Source organism: Anaerobacillus sp. 63XJN7_5_ISO-PGPR-S23-430, from assembly GCF_056173695.1.
Map to the genome: position 1 here is coordinate 1,775,564 of NZ_CM149686.1, position 23,424 is coordinate 1,798,987.

General features: G+C 41.6%; 18 protein-coding genes. 17 read left to right on the forward strand and 1 reads right to left on the reverse strand.

Annotated features, from left to right (window positions below; all coding sequences use genetic code 11):
• The first annotated feature begins 78 nt into the window (after positions 1-78).
• From AC0VYJ_RS09615 to AC0VYJ_RS09660, 10 genes are all read left to right on the forward strand, one after another.
• A complete protein-coding gene (locus AC0VYJ_RS09615; protein ID WP_475367252.1) occupies positions 79-975 on the forward strand; it encodes an aspartate carbamoyltransferase catalytic subunit in 897 nt (298 codons plus the stop codon).
• Positions 975-2,255 (forward strand): dihydroorotase, encoded by a 1,281-nt coding sequence (locus tag AC0VYJ_RS09620; RefSeq protein ID WP_475367253.1) that lies wholly within the window; start codon positions 975-977, stop codon positions 2,253-2,255. The genes AC0VYJ_RS09615 and AC0VYJ_RS09620 overlap by 1 nt, the downstream gene beginning before the upstream one ends.
• Positions 2,255-3,343: a carbamoyl phosphate synthase small subunit gene (locus tag AC0VYJ_RS09625; protein ID WP_475367479.1), complete on the forward strand. Its 1,089-nt coding sequence runs from the start codon at positions 2,255-2,257 to the stop codon at positions 3,341-3,343. The genes AC0VYJ_RS09620 and AC0VYJ_RS09625 overlap by 1 nt, the downstream gene beginning before the upstream one ends.
• Entirely contained in the window at positions 3,336-6,545 is a 3,210-nt protein-coding gene (gene carB, locus AC0VYJ_RS09630; RefSeq protein WP_475367254.1) for a carbamoyl-phosphate synthase large subunit, read from the forward strand. The genes AC0VYJ_RS09625 and carB overlap by 8 nt, the downstream gene beginning before the upstream one ends.
• Positions 6,542-7,309, forward strand: a complete 768-nt coding sequence (locus tag AC0VYJ_RS09635; protein WP_475367255.1) for a dihydroorotate dehydrogenase electron transfer subunit — start codon at positions 6,542-6,544, stop codon at positions 7,307-7,309. The genes carB and AC0VYJ_RS09635 overlap by 4 nt, the downstream gene beginning before the upstream one ends.
• On the forward strand, positions 7,306-8,247 hold the full coding sequence (locus tag AC0VYJ_RS09640; protein WP_475367256.1) for a dihydroorotate dehydrogenase: 942 nt from the start codon (positions 7,306-7,308) through the stop codon (positions 8,245-8,247). The genes AC0VYJ_RS09635 and AC0VYJ_RS09640 overlap by 4 nt, the downstream gene beginning before the upstream one ends.
• Positions 8,220-8,945 (forward strand): orotidine-5'-phosphate decarboxylase, encoded by a 726-nt coding sequence (pyrF, locus tag AC0VYJ_RS09645; protein WP_475367257.1) that lies wholly within the window; start codon positions 8,220-8,222, stop codon positions 8,943-8,945. Before AC0VYJ_RS09640 ends, pyrF begins: the two co-directional genes overlap by 28 nt.
• Entirely contained in the window at positions 8,929-9,576 is a 648-nt protein-coding gene (gene pyrE / locus AC0VYJ_RS09650) for an orotate phosphoribosyltransferase (protein WP_475367258.1), read from the forward strand. Before pyrF ends, pyrE begins: the two co-directional genes overlap by 17 nt.
• Before the next feature lie 10 nt (positions 9,577-9,586).
• Positions 9,587-10,243 carry a class I SAM-dependent methyltransferase gene (locus tag AC0VYJ_RS09655; RefSeq protein ID WP_475367259.1) on the forward strand — a complete coding sequence of 219 codons (657 nt, stop codon included), beginning with the start codon at positions 9,587-9,589 and terminating at the stop codon, positions 10,241-10,243.
• Between the two features lie 516 nt (positions 10,244-10,759).
• Positions 10,760-12,871, forward strand: coding sequence for a bifunctional glycosyltransferase/CDP-glycerol:glycerophosphate glycerophosphotransferase (locus AC0VYJ_RS09660; RefSeq protein ID WP_475367260.1), 2,112 nt, complete (start codon positions 10,760-10,762; stop codon positions 12,869-12,871).
• Positions 12,872-13,019: 148 nt separating this feature from the next.
• Here the strand turns inward: AC0VYJ_RS09660 and AC0VYJ_RS09665 are convergent, their stop codons facing one another.
• Positions 13,020-14,717, reverse strand: a complete 1,698-nt coding sequence (locus AC0VYJ_RS09665; protein WP_475367261.1) for an Rqc2 family fibronectin-binding protein — start codon at positions 14,715-14,717, stop codon at positions 13,020-13,022.
• A 115-nt stretch (positions 14,718-14,832) separates the two neighbouring features.
• Between AC0VYJ_RS09665 and AC0VYJ_RS09670 the strand changes: the two genes are divergently transcribed.
• The 7 genes from AC0VYJ_RS09670 to priA all read left to right on the forward strand — a co-directional run bounded on the left by AC0VYJ_RS09670 (position 14,833) and on the right by priA (position 23,416).
• Positions 14,833-17,517 carry a calcium-translocating P-type ATPase, SERCA-type gene (locus tag AC0VYJ_RS09670; protein ID WP_475367262.1) on the forward strand — a complete coding sequence of 895 codons (2,685 nt, stop codon included), beginning with the start codon at positions 14,833-14,835 and terminating at the stop codon, positions 17,515-17,517.
• Positions 17,518-17,623: 106 nt separating this feature from the next.
• Entirely contained in the window at positions 17,624-18,499 is an 876-nt protein-coding gene (locus tag AC0VYJ_RS09675; RefSeq protein WP_475367263.1) for a YicC/YloC family endoribonuclease, read from the forward strand.
• Between the two features lie 69 nt (positions 18,500-18,568).
• Positions 18,569-18,829 carry an extracellular matrix/biofilm regulator RemA gene (remA, locus tag AC0VYJ_RS09680; RefSeq protein WP_159782328.1) on the forward strand — a complete coding sequence of 87 codons (261 nt, stop codon included), beginning with the start codon at positions 18,569-18,571 and terminating at the stop codon, positions 18,827-18,829.
• Between the two features lie 22 nt (positions 18,830-18,851).
• Positions 18,852-19,463: a guanylate kinase gene (gene gmk, locus AC0VYJ_RS09685; protein WP_194221376.1), complete on the forward strand. Its 612-nt coding sequence runs from the start codon at positions 18,852-18,854 to the stop codon at positions 19,461-19,463.
• A 2-nt stretch (positions 19,464-19,465) separates the two neighbouring features.
• Entirely contained in the window at positions 19,466-19,672 is a 207-nt protein-coding gene (gene rpoZ / locus AC0VYJ_RS09690; RefSeq protein ID WP_202407214.1) for a DNA-directed RNA polymerase subunit omega, read from the forward strand.
• 136 nt (positions 19,673-19,808) lie between these two features.
• Positions 19,809-21,017 (forward strand): bifunctional phosphopantothenoylcysteine decarboxylase/phosphopantothenate--cysteine ligase CoaBC, encoded by a 1,209-nt coding sequence (gene coaBC / locus AC0VYJ_RS09695; protein WP_475367264.1) that lies wholly within the window; start codon positions 19,809-19,811, stop codon positions 21,015-21,017.
• On the forward strand, positions 21,014-23,416 hold the full coding sequence (gene priA / locus AC0VYJ_RS09700; RefSeq protein WP_475367265.1) for a primosomal protein N': 2,403 nt from the start codon (positions 21,014-21,016) through the stop codon (positions 23,414-23,416). Before coaBC ends, priA begins: the two co-directional genes overlap by 4 nt.
• The last annotated feature ends 8 nt before the right edge of the window (positions 23,417-23,424 follow it).

Below are 23,424 nucleotides of genomic sequence, written 5' to 3' on the forward strand. Positions count from 1 at the left end.
GCGTCTATCCTTCTGCACCCTGACAACGCTCAGGGTGCTTTTTTTCGAGAAAAATATTAACGAAACGGAGTGAGTGATGTGAAGCATTTACTTGATATGACCTCTCTTACATTAGATGAAATTCATGAAATTTTACTGCAGGCTGAACGTTTTAGAAATGGAAAAAGTATTCAAAGACAGGAGCCAGTGTTTATAGCGAATCTTTTCTTCGAACCGTCAACCCGAACAAGGTTTAGCTTCGAGGTAGCAGAGAAGCGACTCGGATATGAGGTGTTGAATTTTGAAACGTCATCATCAAGCGTTCAAAAAGGGGAGACGCTATACGACACCATTAAAACCCTTGAATCTATAGGGGCAAGTGCTGTAGTCGTAAGGCACAAAGATGAGAAGTATTTCGAACCGCTACTTGAGAAAACGTCCATGTCCATCATTAATGCAGGCGATGGATGCGGGCATCACCCAACCCAATCGCTGCTAGATCTCCTCACGATTCGTCAAGAGTTCAAGCGATTTGAAGGTCTTAACGTTGTGATCGCTGGTGATATAAAGCACAGCAGGGTAGCGCGGTCAAATGCGAACGTATTAAGTAGGCTTGGCGCAAAAGTGAGTTTTTCGGGCCCACGTGAATGGCAAGATGAAACAATGAATGAATACCCATACGTCACAATGGATGAAGCGGTTGAACAGGCAGATGTCCTCATGCTACTCCGCATTCAAAATGAACGCCATGCAAGAAGAAGCGATACTGATTCCTACCTCCAGTCATTCGGCCTAACGGTAGAGCGAGAAAGACGTATGAAGAAACACAGCATTATCATGCATCCTGCGCCGGTCAATCGAGGCGTTGAAATTGAGACATCATTAGTGGAATGTGAACGCTCAAGAATTTTTAAGCAAATGGAAAACGGTGTTTATGTACGAATGGCCTGCTTGAACTTGGTCCTACAACCTACTAAGAAAGGAATGGTCGTGTAATGCTAATCCAAAACGCGAAACTACTTAATGAATCTGGAGAATTGATGGAGCGCGATGTTCTTATCAATCAAGAAGGTGAAATTGAAACAATCGCACAGAGCATTGAAAAGGGGGAGTACGAAACCTTTGATGCGAAAGGGAACCTCCTAGTTCCAGGGCTCGTTGATCTGCACGTGCACTTAAGGGAACCGGGAGGAGAGCATAAAGAAACGATTGAAACAGGTACTAAAGCAGCGGCGAAAGGCGGATTTACAACAATCGCAGCGATGCCGAATACAAGACCTGTCCCAGACAATGAAGAAACGATGCAAACGTTAATGAATCGAATCAAAGAAACGGCAAGTGTTCGCGTCCTACCATACGGAGCGATTACAACAAGACAGCTAGGTCAAGAGCTTACGAATTTTGAAGGGTTGAAAACAAACGGTGCGTTTGCTTTAACAGATGATGGCGTTGGTGTTCAAGATGCTGGAATGATGCTAGAAGCGATGAAGCGCGCGGCAGCTAGTAACCTAGCAATTGTTGCCCACTGTGAAGAAAATACGTTGATCAACGGAGGAAGCGTTCATGAAGGTTATTTCTCAAAAGAGAATGGACTAAATGGTATTCCATCGGTTTGTGAAGCGGTACATATTGCAAGAGACGTTCTGCTCGCTGAAGCAGCAGGCGTTCATTATCATGTTTGCCACATTAGTACGAAGGAGTCCGTTCGTACCGTACGCGATGCGAAGAGGGCTGGCATTAACGTAACAGCTGAAGTAACACCACATCATCTCCTTTTATCAGAAGATGATATACCGGGACTTGATACGCATTACAAAATGAACCCACCTCTTCGATCAAAAGAAGATCGAGAAGCCCTTATTGAAGGCCTGCTCGACGGTACAATTGACTTTATTGCAACGGATCACGCCCCTCATTCAGAAGGTGAAAAAGCACAGTCAATGGAAAAAGCGCCATTCGGCATAGTAGGACTGGAAACGGCTTTTCCGCTGTTATACACCCATTTTGTTGAGAAAGGGACCTTCACACTTAAGCAACTTGTGGATTGGTTAACGGTGAAACCTGCCCGTGCATTTGGACTTGAATACGGCACTCTAGAAATAGGCGCACTTGCAGATATGACAATTATCGATTTAACAGAGCAAATGGACATTAATCCAGAGTCATTTGTTTCGAAAGGAAAGAATACCCCATTTAATGGATGGACTTGTAAAGGATGGCCAACGGCAACAGTTGTAAATGGCAAACTCGTGTTTGAAAAGGGGAGCGATCAATGATGAGAAGACAGCTGATATTAGAAGATGGATCCGTTTTTGTAGGGAAAGCATTCGGTAGTGACATTGAGAAAAGTGGTGAGGTTGTTTTCAACACAGGCATGACGGGCTATCAGGAAATTTTGTCCGATCCATCCTATTGTGCTCAAATCGTAACGCTCACGTACCCGCTAATTGGAAACTATGGCATTAACCGCGATGATTTCGAATCGATTAATCCTTCTGTACACGGTCTTATTGTGAAAGAAGCAACAGAAGTACCGAGCTACTGGAGAAATGAAATGACGCTTGATGAATTGCTTCGTGTGAAAGGCATTCCTGGACTTGAAGGGATTGACACAAGGAAGCTGACAAAGCTGATTCGCTCGAATGGAACGTTAAAAGGAAAAATGTGTAGCATGGATGTTGATCCAGAGAAGATTGCGCGTGATCTAAGAGATACGCCATTGAAAAGGGACCAGGTACAGCAGGTATCCATTAAAGCACCTTATGCAAGTCCAGGTCGTGGATTCCGCATCGTTCTTGTCGATTTTGGAATGAAGCACGGCATTTTAAGAGAACTAACAAAACGGAAATGTGATGTTGTTGTTGTCCCATACAATACGTCGGCAGAAGAAATTCTGCGCCTAAACCCTGATGGCGTAATGCTAAGTAATGGCCCTGGCGATCCAAAAGATGTTCCTGAAGCAGTGGACATGATTAACGGCATTCTTGGTAAAATTCCGCTCTTTGGCATTTGCCTAGGTCACCAACTATTTGCCCTTGCTTGCGGAGCGGATTCAGAGAAAATGAAATTTGGTCATAGAGGATCCAATCACCCCGTAATGGATTTAACAACAAAACGCGTCGCGATTACTTCGCAAAATCATGGCTATACGATTGCGGCTGAAACGTTAGAGAATACGGACCTTGAAGTCACACATGTTGCCGTAAACGATGGTTCCATTGAAGGCGTCAAGCATAAGAATGAACCAGCTTTTAGTGTGCAATACCATCCAGAAGCATCACCTGGACCAGAAGATTCCAATGAACTTTTTGACGACTTTATCTCGATGATTACAACATTCAAGGGGGAAAAATCATATGCCTAAACGTACAGATATTAAGAAAATCCTTGTGATCGGATCTGGACCAATTGTCATCGGGCAAGCAGCAGAATTTGACTACGCAGGAACGCAGGCGTGTCAGGCGTTAAAAGAAGAGGGCTATGAAGTTATTCTAGTAAACTCAAATCCTGCAACAATTATGACGGATACCACAATCGCGGACGAAGTATACATCGAGCCACTAACGCTTGATTTTGTTAGCCGTATTATTCGAAAAGAACGACCAGATGCTCTTCTTGCAACACTTGGAGGGCAAACTGGACTGAATATGGCAATGGAATTATCAGAAGCGGGCGTTTTAAAAGACTATGAAGTAGAACTCTTGGGTACGAAACTTGATGCGATTCAGCAGGCAGAGGATCGTGATTTGTTTCGTACGCTCATGAATGAGTTAAACGAGCCAGTACCGGAAAGTGATATTATTCATAATCTCGAAGAAGCTTATCGATTTGTGAAGAGAATTGGATACCCGGTTATCGTACGTCCTGCCTATACGCTCGGTGGTACAGGCGGTGGAATCGTAAACAACGATGAAGAATTAGAAGAAATTGTTTCAAGTGGTCTAAAATACAGCCCGGTTACGCAGTGTCTTCTCGAAAAAAGTATTGCTGGGTTTAAAGAAGTCGAGTATGAAGTGATGCGAGATGGTCAAGATCAAGCGATCGTTGTATGTAACATGGAGAACATCGATCCTGTTGGAATCCATACAGGTGACTCCATCGTCGTAGCGCCGAGTCAGACCCTTTCTGACCGAGACTATCAAATGCTACGTAACGTAGCGCTAAAAGTCATTCGCGCACTAAAAATTGAGGGTGGCTGTAACATTCAGCTTGCGCTTGACCCATACAGCTTCCAATATTACATCATAGAAGTAAATCCCAGAGTTAGTCGTTCCTCCGCTCTTGCATCTAAAGCAACTGGCTATCCAATTGCCAAGCTTGCAGCGAAAATCGCGGTGGGGCTCTCTCTTTCGGAAATGAAAAACCCTGTTACAGGCAAAACATATGCAAGCTTCGAACCAGCTTTAGACTATGTTGTATCCAAGATTCCAAGATGGCCATTTGATAAATTCGAAAGTGCGAATCGTAAGCTAGGAACGCAAATGAAGGCAACAGGTGAAGTGATGGCAATTGGTCGTACGCTTGAAGAATCACTACTAAAAGCGGTTCGCTCTCTGGAATCGAACGTTAGTCATCTTACTATTCCTGAACTAGCTGACCTTGATGAAGAAACGATGGAGAAAAGAATTCGCTTTGCGGATGATGAGCGCATCTTCGTTGTTGCAGAAGCATTCAGAAGAGGAAAAACGATAAAAGAAATTCATGATTGGAGCAAAATTGATCATTATTTCCTCGTCAAAATGCAAGGGATCATTGAGCTTGAAAACAAGTTGAAAGAGAACAAAGGAAATCTCGATCTTTTGCTTGAAGCAAAGCAAAAAGGCTTCTCAGATCACATCATTGCAGCACTATGGGATCAAACGGAGCTTGAAATCTATGAACTACGAACGCGAGAAGCCATCCGTCCCGTTTACAAAATGGTTGATACGTGTGCGGGCGAATTTGAATCTGAAACGCCTTATTACTACTCCACTTATGAAGATGAGAATGAATCACTTGAAACACCAAAAGAGAGTGTGCTCGTCCTAGGTTCGGGGCCAATTCGAATCGGCCAGGGGATTGAATTTGATTACGCAACGGTGCACAGTGTTTGGGCCATTCGTGAAGCGGGTTATGAAGCCATTATCATTAATAATAACCCGGAGACTGTATCTACTGATTTCAGCATCTCAGATAAGCTTTATTTTGAACCATTAACTGTTGAAGACGTGATGCATGTGATTGATCTTGAGAAGCCTAAAGGCGTAGTCGTTCAGTTCGGAGGTCAGACGGCTATAAATCTAGCAGACGAACTATCAGCTCGAGGCGTGAAAATCCTTGGAACATCTTTAGAAGATATGGATCGAGCGGAGAATCGCGATAAATTCGAAATGGCTATGGCAGAGCTGAACATACCTCAACCAGAAGGGAAGACAGCTACTTCCGTTGATCAAGCAGTGGCCATTGCTGAGCGAATTGGTTATCCTGTCCTCGTTCGCCCATCCTATGTACTCGGCGGAAGAGCAATGGAAATTGTGTATAAGGAAAGCGAACTGCTTCATTACATGGAAAATGCCGTTAAGGTTAATCCGCAGCACCCAGTCTTAATCGATCGGTATTTGATGGGGAAAGAAATTGAAGTTGATGCGATCTCTGACGGAGAAACCGTATTTATTCCAGGTATTATGGAACACATCGAGCGTGCTGGGATTCACTCTGGGGATTCGATTGCAGTATACCCTCCGCAGAGCTTATCTAGTGAAGTGAAACAAACGCTCATTGATCAGACAATCGCTCTTGCGAGAGGTTTGAAGATCAAAGGTCTCCTTAATATCCAATATGTTATTCAAAATGAACAGGTGTATGTACTTGAAGTAAATCCCCGCTCAAGTCGGACGGTACCATTCTTAAGTAAAATTACTGGGGTACCAATGGCGAATCTAGCAACAAAAGTGATTCTAGGAGCATCGCTTGAATCACTTGGTTACGAAACAGGGTATGGAACAGAGCGAGACGATGTATATGTAAAAGTGCCGGTCTTCTCGTTTGCTAAACTGCGCCGCGTTGATATTACGCTCGGGCCTGAAATGAAATCAACAGGCGAAGTGATGGGTCGCGATTACACACTGGAGAAAGCTCTATATAAAGGGCTAGTTGCTTCCGGTATGAAGATTCCAACTCACGGCTCAGTGTTATTCACAATCGCGGACAAAGATAAAGAAGAAGCGATCGATCTTGTGAAGCGTTTCAATGCGATCGGCTATCACATTCTTGCGACAGAAGGAACAGCTCACATCATACGTGATCTTGGGATCCCAGTGACAGTCGTCAATAAAATTGGGGCAGAAAAGCCGAATTTACTACACGTCATTCGTGAAGGTCAGGCACAATTTGTTATTAATACGCTCACTAGAGGAAAGCAGCCGGCTCGTGACGGCTTCCGCATTCGAAGAGAGTCAGTTGAAAACGGAGTTGTGTGCTTTACATCTCTTGATACAGCAAGAGCTCTGCTTCGCGTTATTGAAACAATGACCTTTACAAGCACAAGCATGCCGAAGTTTCACGAAAAAGAAGTGGTTCGTTCATGAGGCAGTTAAAAACAGAGCTCGTGTCTCAAAAAGAAATTGCAGCTTCGATTTATGAAGCAGTTGTTTTCCATAAGGAAATTGATGAAAGCTTCCAACCTGGACAATTTGTTCATGTAAAAGCTGGCTTCGGGTCAGATCCACTTCTCAGAAGGCCGATTAGCATTTGTCATATTGATCCTAAAAGGCATGAGTTGACGATGATCTATCGTGCAGAAGGAAAAGGAACGAAAGTTTTATCTGAAATGGTGCCGGGTGTTGAAGTTGACCTCCTCGGCCCGCTCGGTAAAGGGTTTCCGGTTGAGAAAATAATGGAGGGAGATACGGCTTTGCTTGTAGGAGGCGGTATCGGCGTGCCTCCCCTTTATTATCTTTCGCAGGAATTAACGAAGCGCGGTGTCAATGTGAAGCACATAAATGGCTTTCAAACGAGTTCAGTTGTTTTTTATGAAGAGAAGTTTAAAACGTTAGGTCCTGTCACGATTACAACAGCGGATGGAACTCATGGGGAAGCAGGGTTTGTAACAAATCAGCTTGATATGGAAGCAGATTATCTCTTTGCCTGTGGGCCATCTCCAATGTTAAAAGCGCTAGAAAACTATCGCGCTAAAAAGGGTGTGTACCTCTCCCTTGAACAGCGAATGGGCTGTGGAATTGGTGCCTGTCTTGCATGCGTTTGTCATGTACAGGGGGATGAAACAGGCTTTGCTTATCGAAAAGTATGTAGCGACGGTCCGGTATTTCAAGCAGGGGAGGTTGTCCTATGAGCCGATTAGGAATTCAGCTGCCAGGTCTTGACTTAAAGAATCCGATTATGCCAGCTTCTGGGTGCTTTGGATTTGGTAGAGAATACAGTCAATTCTATAAACTGGATCAGCTTGGAGCCATTATGGTAAAAGCGACCACCAATGAGCCTAGATTCGGAAACCCTACACCTCGTGTAGCAGAAACGACGTCAGGCATGTTAAACGCTATTGGTCTCCAGAACCCGGGCCTTGAGCGTGTCATGGCAGAAGAATTACCATGGTTATCACAATTTGATGTGCCAATTATTGCGAATGTCGCAGGATCTACAATTGAAGATTATGTGGCCGTAGCTAAACGAATTTCTAAAGCACCGAACGTTCACGCGCTAGAGTTAAACATTTCTTGCCCCAATGTGAAGGAAGGCGGACTTGCATTTGGAACGGTACCAGAAACAGCATATGACGTAACCAAAGCTGTAAAAGATGTATCGTCAGTTCCTGTTTACGTCAAGCTCTCACCGAACGTGACAGATATTGTACAAATGGCAAAAGTAGTTGAACGTGCTGGAGCGGATGGGTTGACGATGATCAACACGCTTCTCGGAATGCGAATTGACTTGAAAACAGGTAAGCCAATCCTTGCGAATGGGGCTGGTGGCTTATCTGGTCCTGCTATTAAGCCTGTTGCCATTCGTATGATTCATCAAGTAAGTCAACAGGTGAATATCCCGATTATCGGAATGGGCGGGGTCCAGACGCCTGAAGATGTGATGGAATATTTTCTTGCTGGAGCGAGCGCTGTGGCGGTTGGAACAGCAAACTTCGTTGACCCATTCACATGCCCTAACATTATTGACTCTTTACCACCATTGCTGGATGAGTTAGGTGTTCACCATATTTCAGAGCTTACGGGAAGGAGTTGGAAAACGGAATGGAATCTTCAATCATCCTCGCATTAGATTTTTCTAGAAAAGATGAGCTAGATGATTTCCTTGCGCTATTTGAGCATGAAAAGCTTTTCGTTAAAGTTGGTATGGAAGCTTACTATCAACATGGACCAAAGCTAGTAGATGAATTAAAGCAGCAGGGTCATGATGTTTTTCTTGATTTGAAACTTCATGATATTCCAAATACCGTCCAAAAGGCGATGAAAGGATTAGCCGGTCTTGGTGTTGATTTGATCAATGTTCATGCTAGTGGGGGATCGCGTATGATGAAGGCGGCCATAGAAGGGCTTGAATCAGGTACGAGCTCAGGGCAAAAGCGCCCGCTTTGCATCGGCGTTACGCAATTAACAAGTACGTCAGAAGAGATGCTTCGAAAAGAATTGCAAATCACTGGAAATATGAAGAATAGCGTTGTTTCTCTCGCCAATCTTGCAAGAGAAAGTGGGCTTGATGGTGTTGTGAGCTCAGCTCTCGAGGTTCCGATGATAAAAGAAGCTTGTGGCGATCGTTTTCTAACTGTAACTCCTGGAATTAGACTCGAAGGGGATATGGCTGGTGATCAAAACCGCGTCTGCTCACCAAAGAAAGCACGGTCTCTAGGAAGTGATTTCATTGTCGTAGGACGCAGCGTAACTGGAGCGAAGAATCCATTAGCGGCATATGACATACTAAAATCTGAATGGAGGAATTCATATGAAATCAATCGCTAAAGCCTTATTGGAAATTGAGGCAGTGAGTCTACAGCCGAATAATCCTTTTACGTGGTCCTCAGGCTTATTGTCACCAATTTACTGTGATAACCGTTTAACACTTTCATATCCAAAGGTAAGAAAAGAAATTGCCCAGGGGCTTGCTACTATGGTGAAGGAAAAATACCCTGATGCAGAAGTGATTGCTGGAACAGCAACAGCGGGGATTCCTCATGCAGCGTGGGTAAGCGACGTATTAGATTTACCAATGGTTTACGTTCGGGGAAGCGCAAAGGGGCATGGAAAAGGGAATGTTATTGAAGGAAAAGTAGATGAAGGCCAAAAAGTTGTGGTAATTGAAGATTTGGTTTCAACTGGTGGCAGTGCCATTGATGCTGTGAAGCAATTACAATCTTCCGGAGCGAATGTTCTTGGTGTGGCCGCGATCTTTACATATGGGATGAAAAAAGGGGCAGAGCAGTTCGCTGCTGAACGAATTGCCTGGGATACCCTTACCAATTTCGATGAATTGTTAACAAGCGCCGTTGAAACAGGTATGATTGAGGAAAGAGAGGTTCAATCACTGCTTCACTGGCGCGACAATCCATCTTCAACAGAATGGTTGGAGCAGTTGAAAGATCTCTCCGTTTAGGAGGGGTAAGATGAGAAAAATGCAAGGAGAAGAGTTCGATTCGCTCGTATCCTTTTTTGATGATATGGCTCGAACAAAATGGCTTGGAGCTGTTCACGATGAATTAAAACAAGCTTCAGGATCATGGGAAGGGAAGTCCGTTCTAGATGTAGGGTGTGGAACAGGAAGACTCCTTCTTCGTGGCGTCGAGGAAGCGAGTATGCTGACAGGTGTTGATTTATCATCGGAAATGGTGAAGGCAAGTAAACAGAATTTCTTCTTTTTAAATCGAGCGAATAAAAGTCACTTTTCAGAAGATGACGCATGCAATCTTTCGTTTGACGATGACACGTTTGATTTGTCTCTATCAACGTGCGTTATGTTCCTTTTACCAGAGCCAGAAGCAGGTATGAAAGAAATGATGCGGGTTACAAAAAAAAGCGGTAGGATTGTTATGTTAAATCCATCTCTTCAAATGAACCAAATGGCTGCATTCGAGTATGCAAAAAAGCATGGAATGAGCGGTTTTGAACAAACATCACTGTTAAAGTGGTCGAACGTTTCCACGAAAAGACATCGCTATACACCAGAACAGCTAAGCGAGAAGCTGAAAGGGCTTGGTGCGAAGGAAACGAAGCATGTAGAAGTGCTTGATGGGCTAGCGATTATTACGGTTGCAGTCTTATAACAAATGACTGTTTTCGAAAGCAGTGTTACTGAGCGGGGGAATTTCCGCTCCAATCAGCGAAGTGTGATTCTTTATACAATTTTTTCAAAAGCTACAATCTCTGAGAATAAAGCCTAATAAATAAAAGGTTCCCGCTAGTTACTTTAGCAGGAACCTTTTTGTTGTGAAAAGGTTAATTTCTATTTTGATTTTCGGCAGAGTCAAATATTAATAATGTTCTCTAACATAATCATAATATAGGATGTTGAATAATTGTAAATTTCATAACGATATTATTAAAGTTTTTACGGTTATTTACTTTATTGTAATAAATAAAACAAAAATTTACAAAAAGATTAAGCTATGGTAATCTAGTGAATTGAGTCCTCATATGTTATAAAAAGGGTTTTATGCCAAAAAGATAGTTGAATTAATTGTATAAAATACCCTAATAAGAACCAACATGAAAATCGATAGTGATTTTGAAAAAATGGAGTATAACAGTGAACTCAAAATCATAGATAAAGGTGAAATGTCATGAAAAATAAAATATCAATTATCATTCCTGTGTACAATACAGAAGTTTACTTGGAAAATTGTATTGAATCATTAATCAATCAAGCCTATTCTAATTGGGAGGCTATTTTGATTAACGATGGATCAACGGATAATAGTCAATCGATTATTAGTAATTATGAAAAACAAGATTCTCGAATAAAATCCATAGATTTAAAAGTTAATAAAGGAGTAGCGCATGCCCGAAACACTGGATTAGATGTGGCGACAGGAGAGTTTATCTACTTTTTAGATAGTGACGATAGTTTAGATCAATATGCTCTAGGTCTTCTTATTAGCAACATCACCCATCATGAAGTTATATTTGGTTCATTCAACAAACAAAATAAAAAAGCCAACCTCACTTTACCTGTTAAACATCGAATTAAATATTCAAAATCTAAATTTCGAAATGAATCTGTACTTAATCGATTGTTTAGACGTACGTTAGTTGATGAACTAAATCTACGTTTTGATGAGGACTACAGATACTATAGTGATTTAACCTTTTTGTTACCTCTCCTTGACTATTTCAAAACCGTACCTACGATAACAGGCTATATTTATAAAAAACAATGGCGAAAAGACCCAGATTCTCCCGAGTCATTAACACAACACGATGACGTAGCTAAAATAAAAGAATATGTGGAGAGATTTCATAAACTAACAGAAGTGTACTCAGAGAATCCAAAAGCCATTAAATTTCTATGCAATCAGTTCGTTTCTTATTATTGTCAATACGTGATCTTCGTTCTTCAAGAACAAGACATCTATTCAGAAGTTCTCGAGGATTTATCGTCAGTCGTCCAATTTATAGATACCCATTCTTATTCTAGAAGAATTAGTTTCTTTATTAAAAGAGAGCTAAAAGCGATCAGAAATAAAGATGAGAAAAAGCTTAGGAAGCTACTGAAACTGCATAAAGTTTTAAGAATAACTTCAAGATCATTAAAAGGTCGCCAAAAACTTTATCGAACGTTATACAACTATGTATTTACTAAGCTACCAATGCAAAACAAAACAATCGTATTTGAAAGCTTCTTAGGAAAAAATTATTCAGATAGTCCTAAAAACATTTATGAAGAGCTCATTAACGAAAATAAGGACTATAATTATATTTGGGTTTTCGCTAAACCAGGTAAAGAAATACCGGGTAATGCTAAGCAAGTGAAACGACTATCATTAGCTTATTTCTATTACATGGCGCGGGCAAAATATTGGGTTTCGAATTCTCGAATTCCAAAAGCTTTAAAGAAACGAGAGGGAAATATCTACCTTCAAACGTGGCATGGCACACCATTAAAGAAACTAGTGTTTGATATGAATGATGTTCATTCAGCCAATCCAAATTATAAAGCAGACTTTTATGAACAATCTAGAAGATGGGATTATTTAATTTCAGCAAATTCTTATTCCAGTGAGATATTTCAGCGAGCGTTTAAATTTAACAATCGCATGTTTGAATATGGCTATCCTAGAAATGATATATTACACAGTGATAACAAAACACACCTTATGGAAAGATTTAAAACGCAGTTAAATATTCCATTAGATAAAAAGGTCATATTATATGCACCTACTTGGCGCGATGACGAATTTTATAAACCTGGTCAATACAAGTTTTCGTTAAGATTTGATCTTGAGCGATTGCAAGAAGAATTAGGTGATGAGTATGTGGTGCTTCTTCGCACACATTACTTTATAGCCGATCATCTTAATACTGAAGATTTTGAAGGATTTGCTTTCAATGTTTCTAAGTATGATGATATCTCAGAATTATATCTCATAGCCGATATCTTAATCACAGATTATTCATCCGTGTTTTTTGACTATGCAAACTTGAAACGACCAATTCTTTTCTTCACATATGATTTAGAAAAATATCGTGATACCTTAAGGGGATTTTATATTGATATGGAGTCTGAATTACCTGGGCCGTTAGTGTTTACAAACGATGAGATTATTGATTCGATTAAAAACATTGATCAGGTAAAAGAACAATATCAAGCGAAATATGATCTATTCTATGATCGTTTCTGTGGGTGGGAGCATGGAGATGCTTCTAAGAAAATTTCTGGAGAAGTATTCAGCTGATACTCTGAACTTCTAACTCAATATAGAAGATTAATCTAGGTGAAATTGAGTACTCCTGGTAATAGAAGAAATCTTTTAGTATGAATAAAAAAGAAGGGCTGATCGCTATACAATTGCGATCAGCCCTTCTTTCGTTATGAATTTGAAATTACTTCTTCATCCTAAATATCAAATCCTGATCTGGTGTTACATAAAGAGTGTTTTGTTGATCATATGTCACAAACCCTGGCTTGGCGCCGTTTGGTTTTTTGACATGACGTACTTCGGTATAATCAACCGGCACTGAACCAGATTCGCGTGCTTTACTGAAATAGGCGGCAAGGTTGGCGGCTTCAAGGAGCGTTTCCTCCGTGTATTCTTTACTTCGAATCACCACGTGAGATCCCGGAATATCCTTCGTATGAAGCCACGTTTCTCCTCGAGCAGCAAGCTTATTCGTTAAATACTCATTTTGCTTGTTGTTCTTCCCAACGAGTATTTCCGTACCATCTGACGAGACGTAAGCGTCAAGCTGAGGTTTCGTTGGTTTGGATTTCTTCTTTTTACGACGTTTCTTAATGTATCCTTCTTCTTCAAGCTCTTCACGTATCTCCTCTATGTCACGTGGGGAGGCCGAGGTTAATTGTTGAATCAGCTGTTCCAGATATGCGATTTCTTGATGGGCCATTCTGATTTGTTCTTCAAGAACAGAGATCGAATTCTTCGCTTTACTGTATCTTTTGAAATAGGCTTGAGCGTTTTCAGAAGGTGTTTTCTGAGGATTCAGCTCAATAAGAACTGTTCCACCATCTTCATCATAATAGTTGATCACTTCTACCTTTTTATCCCCGCGCTTCACCATATGCATGTTTGCTGTCAACAGCTCGCCAAGTAGTTGATACGTATCGGCTTCTTGTGCCTGCTGAATCGTACGAGTGATCTTTTGAATTTTCTTCTCGTTTTTCTTTAATTCATTTGAAAGAAAACGCTCTAGATCATTCGATTGCTGCTTTACGCGGTCTCTGTCAGCTTTTCCATAATAGAAGCGGTCGAGCAGTTCGCTAGCAGATTCAAATTCTCTTTTTTCTCCTGATAAGTGAGACAGCTCAACAACAGAGAAGAATTCTTTCGCTTCTGTTACCATTTGTGGCTTGTAGTGATGCTGCTCTAGCTCTTGGAAGACATCAAAGAAAGCTTCCGGTAGAGTTGTACGGTTAGCTAGTCCTGCCCTGTGAATCACTTCTTTTGCGATCAGTGGTGAAAGTCCACCGAAAGCTTGAACGAGCTGCTGGCTTAGTTTACCTGCATTGAAATCAATTTGTCTTAGAAAATCGTCTCTCGTTAAGCCGAACGGAGAAATTTTGTTCTGTGCAGGAGGTGCAATATAATCCTGCCCTGGAAGAACCGTTCGGTGTCTGTTTACAGACGGTGAAAGATGCTTAATGCTATCTAAAATCATATTTGATTCGTTAAGTAAAATAACGTTACTATGACGCCCCATAATTTCAGCTACTAACGTTCTTGTTGTTAAGTCACCAAGATCATTACGTGCTTTAAATGTGACGTGAATGATGCGTTCATTTTCGATTTGTTTAATCTCTTCTACAATACTACCTTCTAAGTGCTTACGAAGAAGCATGCAGAACATTGGAGGCTCCTTTGGATTTGCATAGGATTCCTGTGTTGTTTGAATTCTTGCATAAGATGGATTCGCCGATAATAACAGCTGATGATTTTTACCACCTGAACGAATAACAAGTAATAAATCAGTTGCATAAGGCTGATAGATCTTCGTAACTCGTCCACCTTTTAACAATTCATTTGTTTCGTGTGCAACGGCTCTCATTACCATACCGTCAAAAGACATATTGTTCACCTACATTCCTATCAATAGACATTATTCTTAGTATAGCATTTTTTTGAGCTTGTCTGAATATAGATGAATTATTAGGGAGATTACGTGCAGGATCGGGGTGGGGAAAATGAACTGGTATAACATGACAAAAGCGGAAGTGAAAGAGGAATTAGAGACAAGCGATGAAGGGATTAGCTCAAAAGAAGCGGTGCAAAGAAGAAAGACATTTGGATTAAATCAGCTCGATGAAGTAGAAAGGCCATCAATGATTTTAATCTTCTTAGCCCAATTTAAAGATTTTATGGTCGTTGTGCTTCTTGCAGCTACGTTGATTTCCGGTTTACTTGGAGAGTATCTCGATGCCATTGCTATTATCCTAATCATTTTAATGAATGGGATACTCGGCTTTGTTCAAGAGCGAAAGGCAGAGAAGTCTCTCCAAGCATTAAAACAGTTGTCATCTCCAAAGATGAGGGTCCTTCGTGATGGAGAATGGACAACAATTCAAGCTTCAGAAGTTGTTATCGGAGATATGGTACGAATGGAAAGTGGAGATCGAATTGGAGCAGATGTGCGATTCTTTTCTTGTCAGGGCTTGCTTATTGAAGAATCCGCCTTGACGGGGGAGTCATTGCCAGTGAACAAGCATCCAGAGCCGATCCCGGATGAACATCCAGGGCTAGGGGATCAGCACAATATGGGATTCATGGGCACGCTCGTTACAAAGGGAAAAGGGATTGGCATTGTAACAGCAACAGGAATGAAGACCGAAATGGGAAAGATCGCTCACTTAATTCAATCAGCGGATACGATGGAAACGCCTCTTCAACATCGACTCGAACAGCTGGGTAAAATCTTAATCGCAGCAGCGCTTATGCTTACAGCGTTAGTCGTGGTCCTTGGGATCATTCAAGGACGCGATGTGTATAGCATGTTTTTAGCTGGTGTATCGCTTGCTGTGGCAGCAATTCCTGAGGGATTGCCAGCGATTGTGACCATTGCGCTTGCGATCGGCATGCAGAGAATGAGTAAACGGAAAGCGATTGTTCGTAAACTACCGTCTGTTGAAACACTTGGATGTGCGACAGTCATTTGTTCTGATAAGACAGGAACACTTACACAAAATAAAATGATGGTTACAAAACTGTGGGCTGGAGGGGAAACGTGGGATGTGACCGGATCGGGTTATTCTCCTTACGGTGACTTTTTTAAAGGAAATACGCGTGTTTACTCAGATGATGAACGGTCTTTAAAGCAACTTCTGACGTTTGGTCTTCTCTGTAGTAATGCAAGAGTGATAGAGAAAAAGGGTGAATATGTACTTGATGGAGACCCAACTGAAGGAGCGCTTGTTGCTGCTGCGATGAAGGCTGGGTTAACAGAGGATGTAAGAGAAGAAGAGTTTACCATCATTCAAGAGTTTCCATTTGATTCTAATCGGAAAATGATGAGTATGATTGTGGAAGATTCTTCTGGTAAACGCTATGTTATTGCCAAAGGGGCACCAGATATTGTTTTAAAGCAATGTGAATCAGTTCTATGGAGTGAGAAGAAAGCGCCATTACGCAAAAGCTATGAGAAACAAATTCAAGAGCAGCTTGATACGTTTGGTAGTTTAGCTCTAAGAACTATTGCAGTTGCTTTTAAACCGATACAAAATGAAGAGAATATGCTACATAGCGTTCAGGCTGAATCTCGTTTAACATTTGTCGGTTTAGAAGGTATGATTGATCCTCCACGGGAAGAAGTAAAGCAAGCTGTTGCAGATTGTAAAACAGCAGGCATCAAAACGATCATGATCACAGGGGACCATGTGACAACCGCAAAAGCGATTGCTCTTAACCTGGGGATTCTACCAGAGCGTGGCAAAGTAATGGAAGGAAGTAAGCTATCGACATTGACAGTAGAAGAACTCGAAAATCAAGTTGAAGACATCTATGTTTTTGCTCGTGTGTCGCCTGAACATAAATTAAAGATTGTAAAAGCCCTCCAAAATAAAGGGCATGTTGTCGCAATGACAGGGGATGGAGTAAATGATGCTCCGGCTATTAAGGCATCTAATATCGGCATTGCAATGGGACAAACAGGAACGGATGTTGCAAAAGAATCGTCATCGCTCATTTTAAGTGATGATAATTTTGCTACGATACGAGACGCAGTTGAAGAAGGAAGAAACATATACGAGAATATTAGAAAATTCATTCGCTATTTATTAGCATCTAATGTAGGCGAAATTCTCGTCATGCTATTTGCTATCTTGCTCATGCTGCCGCTTCCTCTCGTACCCATTCAAATACTATGGGTGAACCTCGTCACAGACGGGTTGCCAGCAATGGCTCTTGGACTTGATCCTGCAGAGGGTAACGTCATGAAGCGAGACCCGCGCAAGCCGAAAGAAGGCGTATTTGCAAGGGGGTTAGGTTGGAAAATCATTTCTAGAGGGATTATGATCGGAGCATGTACATTAGCAGCGTTTATGATCTGTTACAATGAAAACCCAAATGACCTCGTTCAAGCGCAAACTGTAGCTTTTTCAACGCTCGTTCTTGCGCAATTAATCCATGTTTTTGACTGTCGAAGCGAACGGTCGATTTTTCACCGAAATCCATTTGAGAATAAAGCGTTGGTTCTTGCTGTCCTATCTTCCGTTGGCTTGCTTCTGGCAGTAATCTACTATGAACCATTACAACCGATTTTCCATACAACTTATTTATCAATGAGAGAATGGATGTTAATATTAGTCTTCTCAAGCATTCCAACATTTCTTCTGGCTGGAACAACACTCTTTAGAAGAAAACATAGCAGAGGGTAGCCCCCTCTGTTTTTCTGTTGTAGCACGTATAGTCGAGAGAGATATCCCTTTGTTTCGGTTTGATGAAGTGGTACAATTGGTTAGAATAGCTAATGGATGTGATAATATGGTTAAGAGCATGACCGGGTTTGGCAGAGCGTCAAATGTATATGAGGGTGTTCAAGTAACAATCGAAATGAAGTCTGTGAATCACCGCTACTTTGATGGAACATTTCGCATGCCAAAAGCAGTCTTTCATCTAGAGGGTAGGATGAAGCAGGCGATTCAGAGCTATGTCAGTCGTGGCAAAATCGAACTTTATTTAACCATCGATGGAGCTGATTTCCAATCATCTAATGTTCAAGTAGATTGGCACTTGCTAGATCAATACATAACGATTTTGAAACAAGCTACAGAACGCTATCATTTGAAAGAAGATTTGTCAGCTTCTACCATGATGAATCTGAATGTTTTTCAAGTGAATGAAAAGGAGCATAACATCGATCAGCTTGAGGAATCGATTTTTTATACGCTAAATCAAGCTATTCATAAGCTCGTTGAGATGCGTCAGATCGAAGGAAAGGCACTTGATCAAGATATACGCCAAAAACTTGCGAACATGAATGATCAAATGACTTCTATTTCACACCTTTCTCATGAAGTAACAACAGTTTTTAAGAACAGGATCCGCACAAAGCTTGAAAGTTTTAAAGAATTAGATGAAGTGGATGAAGCCCGGATATTATCTGAAGTAGCTTTTCTTGCAGATAAAGCGAGTATAGATGAAGAAATCATCAGGCTCCGTAGTCATCTGGCCCAATTCCATGATATTCTTAGTAGTGATGGTGTCGTTGGAAGGAAACTTGATTTCTTAGTACAGGAAATCAATAGGGAGCTGAATACGATCGGTTCCAAGTCTCAACACCATAAGATCAGCCAGCATATTGTTGATCTTAAGAGCGAAGTGGAAAAGGTTCGTGAACAGGTTCAAAATATTGAATAGCCTGAACGCTTTGTTTAAAATCACCTTACTGGTGTAAAAATAGAATCGTGATTCCTGGGAGGAACGACCATGAGTATTAAATTAATCAATATCGGATTCGGAAACATTGTGAATGCGAATCGAATTGTCTCAATTGTTAGTCCAGAATCGGCACCAATCAAACGAATCATTACTGTTGCAAGGGACCGCAATATGCTTGTGGATGCAACATACGGACGAAGAACACGAGCTGTTATTATCTCTGATAGCGACCATGTTATTCTTTCGGCAGTCCAGCCTGAAACAGTAGCTCAGCGTCTAGTAAACAAAGACGAGCTTTCAGACGAGTAGCATCAATTAAGTGGAGGTAAGTATGGAAAAAGAACGTGGATTGTTAATTGTTCTATCAGGCCCATCTGGTGTCGGAAAAGGAACAGTCAGAAAAGCATTCATGCAAAATGCGGCTGAAGTACAGTATTCGATTTCTGTTACAACCCGTAAACCGCGTGAAGGTGAAGTGAACGGCGTCGATTATTTCTTTAAATCTCATGAAGAATTTGAAGAGATGATCGAAAATAATAAGCTACTCGAATATGCCCATTACGTTGGCAATTATTACGGTACGCCTGTTGACTATGTGGAAGAGACATTGCAGTCAGGTAGAGATGTGCTACTTGAAATTGAAGTTCAGGGAGCAAAGCAAGTACGAAAGCATTTTCCTGAAGGAGCTTTCATTTTCTTAATGCCTCCTAGTTTGACAGAACTTAGAAATCGCATCGTAAACCGCGGTACGGAATCAAATGATTTAATTGATAACCGTATGGGCGTAGCGAAAGAGGAAATCGAATTGATTGATGAATACGATTATATCGTTGAAAATGATCAAGTTGAATTAGCTTGCGAGCGAATTCGTGCTATTATTACAGCAGAGCACCTTAGACGTGATCGTCTTGCACATAAATATAAGAATGTAACGGAGGTTTAATTATGATTTTATACCCATCGATTGACTCACTAATGGATCGCATTGATTCAAAGTACACACTTGCAACACTTTCAGCTAAGCGTGCACGCACGATTCAACAAACTGGTAATGTTTATGTTGATCGTCCAAAGTCCGTTAAGGCTGTTGGCAAAGCGCTTGAAGAAGTGCTTGATGGCAAACTACTTGCTGATGGAATGATAGAAGACTGATTAAGAAGTAACAACCTATGAGAATAGGTTGTTATTTTTTTCTTGATTCTATAGAGAGAATTCCATTACGATCGCTATAATTATCAAGGTTGCGATATTTATATTATGTTAACTAATAAGATGGAAGGTGAATCTGGTGAGTTTCAAAGGGAAGAAAATTTTGCTTTGTGTGAGCGGTGGAATTGCGGTGTTTAAAGCAGCGGCACTTACGAGCAAGCTGTATCAAACAGGCGCAGAAGTAAAAGTGTTAATGACAGATTCAGCGACTGAATTCGTAACGCCGTTAACATTCCAAACGTTATCACGAAATGATGTGTATCGAGATACGTTCGAAGAAAAAGATCCAGCTTCAGTTGCTCATATTGATCTGGCAGATTGGGCCGATCTCGTCTTGATTGCCCCTGCAACAGCGAACATGATTGGTAAGCTAGCTAATGGAATTGCAGATGACATGATGTCCACCACATTACTTGCTACAGAGGCACCTATCTTTGTAGCCCCTGCCATGAACGTTCATATGTACGATCATCCAGCGGTGAAAAAGAATATGGATGTACTTCGCTCCTTCAACTGTCATTTTCTTGAGCCAGGAGAAGGTTTACTCGCGTGCGGTTACGTTGGCAAAGGTCGGATGGCGGAACCAGAAGACATTCTCTCAACGCTCGAAACATATTTTCAAGAGGATGTAGGGGACTTGTCTGGAAAGAAAGTTATCGTTACAGCAGGCCCAACTCGTGAAGCGGTTGACCCCGTTCGTTACTTTACAAATTATTCATCCGGGAAAATGGGCTTTGCTCTAGCCGAGCAGGCCGCGAAACGTGGCGCAGATGTCACGCTTGTAGCAGGTCCTGTTACGTTAACGACTCCTGAACGAGTTGAACGTATAGATGTGATAACAGCTGAAGAAATGTACCAATCTGTCCTGTCAGCTTCTGCGGATGCTAATGTGATCATTAAGGCAGCTGCAGTTGCTGATTACCGTCCTTCTATGGTCTCTACTGAGAAAATGAAGAAGTCAGATGATGATATGGTCATTGAAATGGAGCGAACAAAAGATATTTTATGGACCCTTGGACAGCAGAAAAAGGATCAAATACTCGTCGGCTTTGCTGCTGAGTCAGAGCGGTTAGATGAATATGCTCTAAAGAAGCTAGAAAAGAAAAACCTTGATCTTATCTGCGCGAATAACATTAAAGCGGTGGGAGCAGGTTTTGACAAAGATACAAACGTGATGACGCTCCTTAGAAAAGATGGTGAGCGAGTAGATCTTCCATTACAGTCAAAACATGAAGCGGCAAATCGTATATTGGATGAAGTGATACGTCTGGACGTGACACATTCATGATCGCTAAAGTTATCGTTGACGTACCAGCAAATCAAACTGATCGCATGTTTGATTATGCTATTCCTGAAGAATGGGAGGAAATGATCGAGCCTGGAATGAGGGTTGTCGTTCCTTTTGGACCAAGAAAAATTCAGGGGTTCGTTATCTCTGTCGTAAGTGAATCAGAACATGCAAAATTGAAGGAAATAAGTGAAGTGAAAGATGTTACACCAGTGTTGACAAAAGAATTACTTGATCTTGGATTCTGGCTAACTGAAAAAGCACTTTGCTATGCCGTATCGGCTCTTCAAGTTATGTTACCTGCAGCGATGAAAGCGAATGTAACGAAATCAGTTGTGCTCGGAAGCCGTTCGAATGAAGCGGCACCATGGCATCGTATGCTCACTTCTTCAAACGTTGTGAAGTGGGAAGACTTTCTTTCCCACTTTAGCCATAAGGAGTTAAATCGAGCTATCAAAAATGATGAGCTCGAAGTACGATATGATGTGAAAGAGAAAACGGCACCGAAAACAATCCTTTCTGTTTCCGCGGCTCTTAGTGAGGCTCAACTTCAAAGCGAAAAAGAACAAATGGGTAACCGTGCGTTGAAACAGCAGGAAATTATTCAGCACTTTATTCAATATGAAGGCGCGGTTTCTTATAAAGAGCTCATGGATATGCTCGATACTACCCGGTCTACAATCAAATCGCTTGTATCAAAAGGGATATTAAAGGAAGAAGAAGTGGAGCTTTATCGTGATCCTTATAAGGGTCGAGAGTTTACACCTTCAACTGCTCTGGAGCTAACTGATCTCCAAGAACAAGCGATTACGCCAATTCTTCATAGCATTGAAAATCGTCATCACGAGACGTTTCTCATTCATGGCGTAACAGGGAGCGGGAAAACAGAGATCTATTTGCAATCGATTCATCGTGTGCTCGAACAAGGTAAAGAGGCAATTGTCCTCGTCCCTGAAATCTCATTAACACCACAAATGGTGACCAGATTCAAAAGTCGATTCGGTTCAGAAGTCGCTGTTTTACATAGCGGTCTTTCTCGAGGAGAAAAGTACGATGAATGGCGTAAGATTCATCGGAAAGAAGTGAAAGTAGTTGTTGGAGCACGTTCGGCGGTTTTTGCGCCTTTTACGAATCTTGGCATCATTATTATTGATGAGGAGCATGAGAGTAGCTACAAACAGGAAGAAAACCCAAGGTATCATGCGAGAGATGTAGCTATTAAGCGCGGAGACCACTACGCGTGTCCCGTCGTACTAGGCAGTGCTACACCGTCACTCGAATCTTATGCAAGAGCGTCCAAAGGTGTCTATACTCTCCTTGAATTATTAGAAAGGGTAAACAAGCAGGCAATGCCTGCTGTGTCTATTGTCGATATGAGAGAAGAATTGCGAGCCGGCAACAGGTCGATGTTTTCGAATGATCTTTATGACAAATTGAAAGACCGCCTGGAAAAAAAGGAGCAAACGGTTCTCTTTTTAAATCGAAGAGGATATTCAACATTCATCATGTGTCGGGACTGTGGGTATGTGGCGGAATGTCCTCATTGCGATATTAGCTTAACGTATCACAAAATCAATGGAACAATGCGATGCCACTATTGTGGCCATGAAGAACCCTTTCCAAGCCGCTGTCCTGAATGTGAAAGCGAGCATATTCGCTTCTTTGGGACAGGCACTCAGCGAGTGGAAGAAGAACTAACGAAAATTCTTCCGGAAGCTCGGGTAGTTAGAATGGACGTTGATACGACAAGGAGAAAAGGAGCGCATGAGAAGCTCCTGAACCAATTTGGAGAAGGAAAAGCCGATATTCTACTTGGTACTCAAATGATCGCAAAAGGTCTTGATTTTCCGAACGTAACGCTCGTTGGTGTTTTAGCGGGTGATGCAATGCTCCATCTACCTGATTTTCGTGCTTCTGAGAAAACGTTCCAACTTCTCACGCAAGTTAGTGGTCGTGCCGGGCGTCACTTGCTTCCGGGAGAGGTAATCGTTCAATCATACACGCCCGAACATTACAGTATTGAAATGGCAGCTGATCATGACTACCAGTCGTTTTATAAGCGTGAGATGCTAACAAGAAAACAATTTGGCTATCCGCCGTTTTACTTTCTTGCCATGGTGAACGTCTCACACGAAGAGCTAACGAAAACGGTTGATGTGACTGAGAAAATTGCGGGCTATTTAAAGGATCATTTATCCAAAGCTAGTGTGGTTCTCGGTCCTGTTGCTTCACCTATCCCGCGGATCAAAGATAGATATCGTTATCAATGCATGATAAAATACAAAACTGAACCGAACTTACATCATCATTTAAAAGAAATCCAAAAGCACTTTTCGAAGGAAATTAGCCGCGGAGGACTGCAGCTGTCCATTGATACCCAGCCTTATATGATGATGTAGAATGTGAA

Coding starts and splice junctions, on each gene's coding strand:
- gmk (WP_194221376.1), top strand. CDS start 18,852: ATGGAAAAAGAACGTGGATTGTTAATTGTTCTATCAGGCCCATCTGGT.
- AC0VYJ_RS09670 (WP_475367262.1), top strand. CDS start 14,833: ATGAACTGGTATAACATGACAAAAGCGGAAGTGAAAGAGGAATTAGAG.
- AC0VYJ_RS09665 (WP_475367261.1), bottom strand. CDS start 14,717: ATGTCTTTTGACGGTATGGTAATGAGAGCCGTTGCACACGAAACAAAT.
- AC0VYJ_RS09640 (WP_475367256.1), top strand. CDS start 7,306: ATGAGCCGATTAGGAATTCAGCTGCCAGGTCTTGACTTAAAGAATCCG.
- AC0VYJ_RS09660 (WP_475367260.1), top strand. CDS start 10,760: ATGAAAAATAAAATATCAATTATCATTCCTGTGTACAATACAGAAGTT.
- carB (WP_475367254.1), top strand. CDS start 3,336: ATGCCTAAACGTACAGATATTAAGAAAATCCTTGTGATCGGATCTGGA.
- AC0VYJ_RS09655 (WP_475367259.1), top strand. CDS start 9,587: ATGAGAAAAATGCAAGGAGAAGAGTTCGATTCGCTCGTATCCTTTTTT.
- AC0VYJ_RS09620 (WP_475367253.1), top strand. CDS start 975: ATGCTAATCCAAAACGCGAAACTACTTAATGAATCTGGAGAATTGATG.
- AC0VYJ_RS09675 (WP_475367263.1), top strand. CDS start 17,624: ATGGTTAAGAGCATGACCGGGTTTGGCAGAGCGTCAAATGTATATGAG.
- AC0VYJ_RS09625 (WP_475367479.1), top strand. CDS start 2,255: ATGAGAAGACAGCTGATATTAGAAGATGGATCCGTTTTTGTAGGGAAA.
- rpoZ (WP_202407214.1), top strand. CDS start 19,466: ATGATTTTATACCCATCGATTGACTCACTAATGGATCGCATTGATTCA.
- priA (WP_475367265.1), top strand. CDS start 21,014: ATGATCGCTAAAGTTATCGTTGACGTACCAGCAAATCAAACTGATCGC.
- AC0VYJ_RS09635 (WP_475367255.1), top strand. CDS start 6,542: ATGAGGCAGTTAAAAACAGAGCTCGTGTCTCAAAAAGAAATTGCAGCT.
- remA (WP_159782328.1), top strand. CDS start 18,569: ATGAGTATTAAATTAATCAATATCGGATTCGGAAACATTGTGAATGCG.
- pyrE (WP_475367258.1), top strand. CDS start 8,929: ATGAAATCAATCGCTAAAGCCTTATTGGAAATTGAGGCAGTGAGTCTA.
- pyrF (WP_475367257.1), top strand. CDS start 8,220: ATGGAATCTTCAATCATCCTCGCATTAGATTTTTCTAGAAAAGATGAG.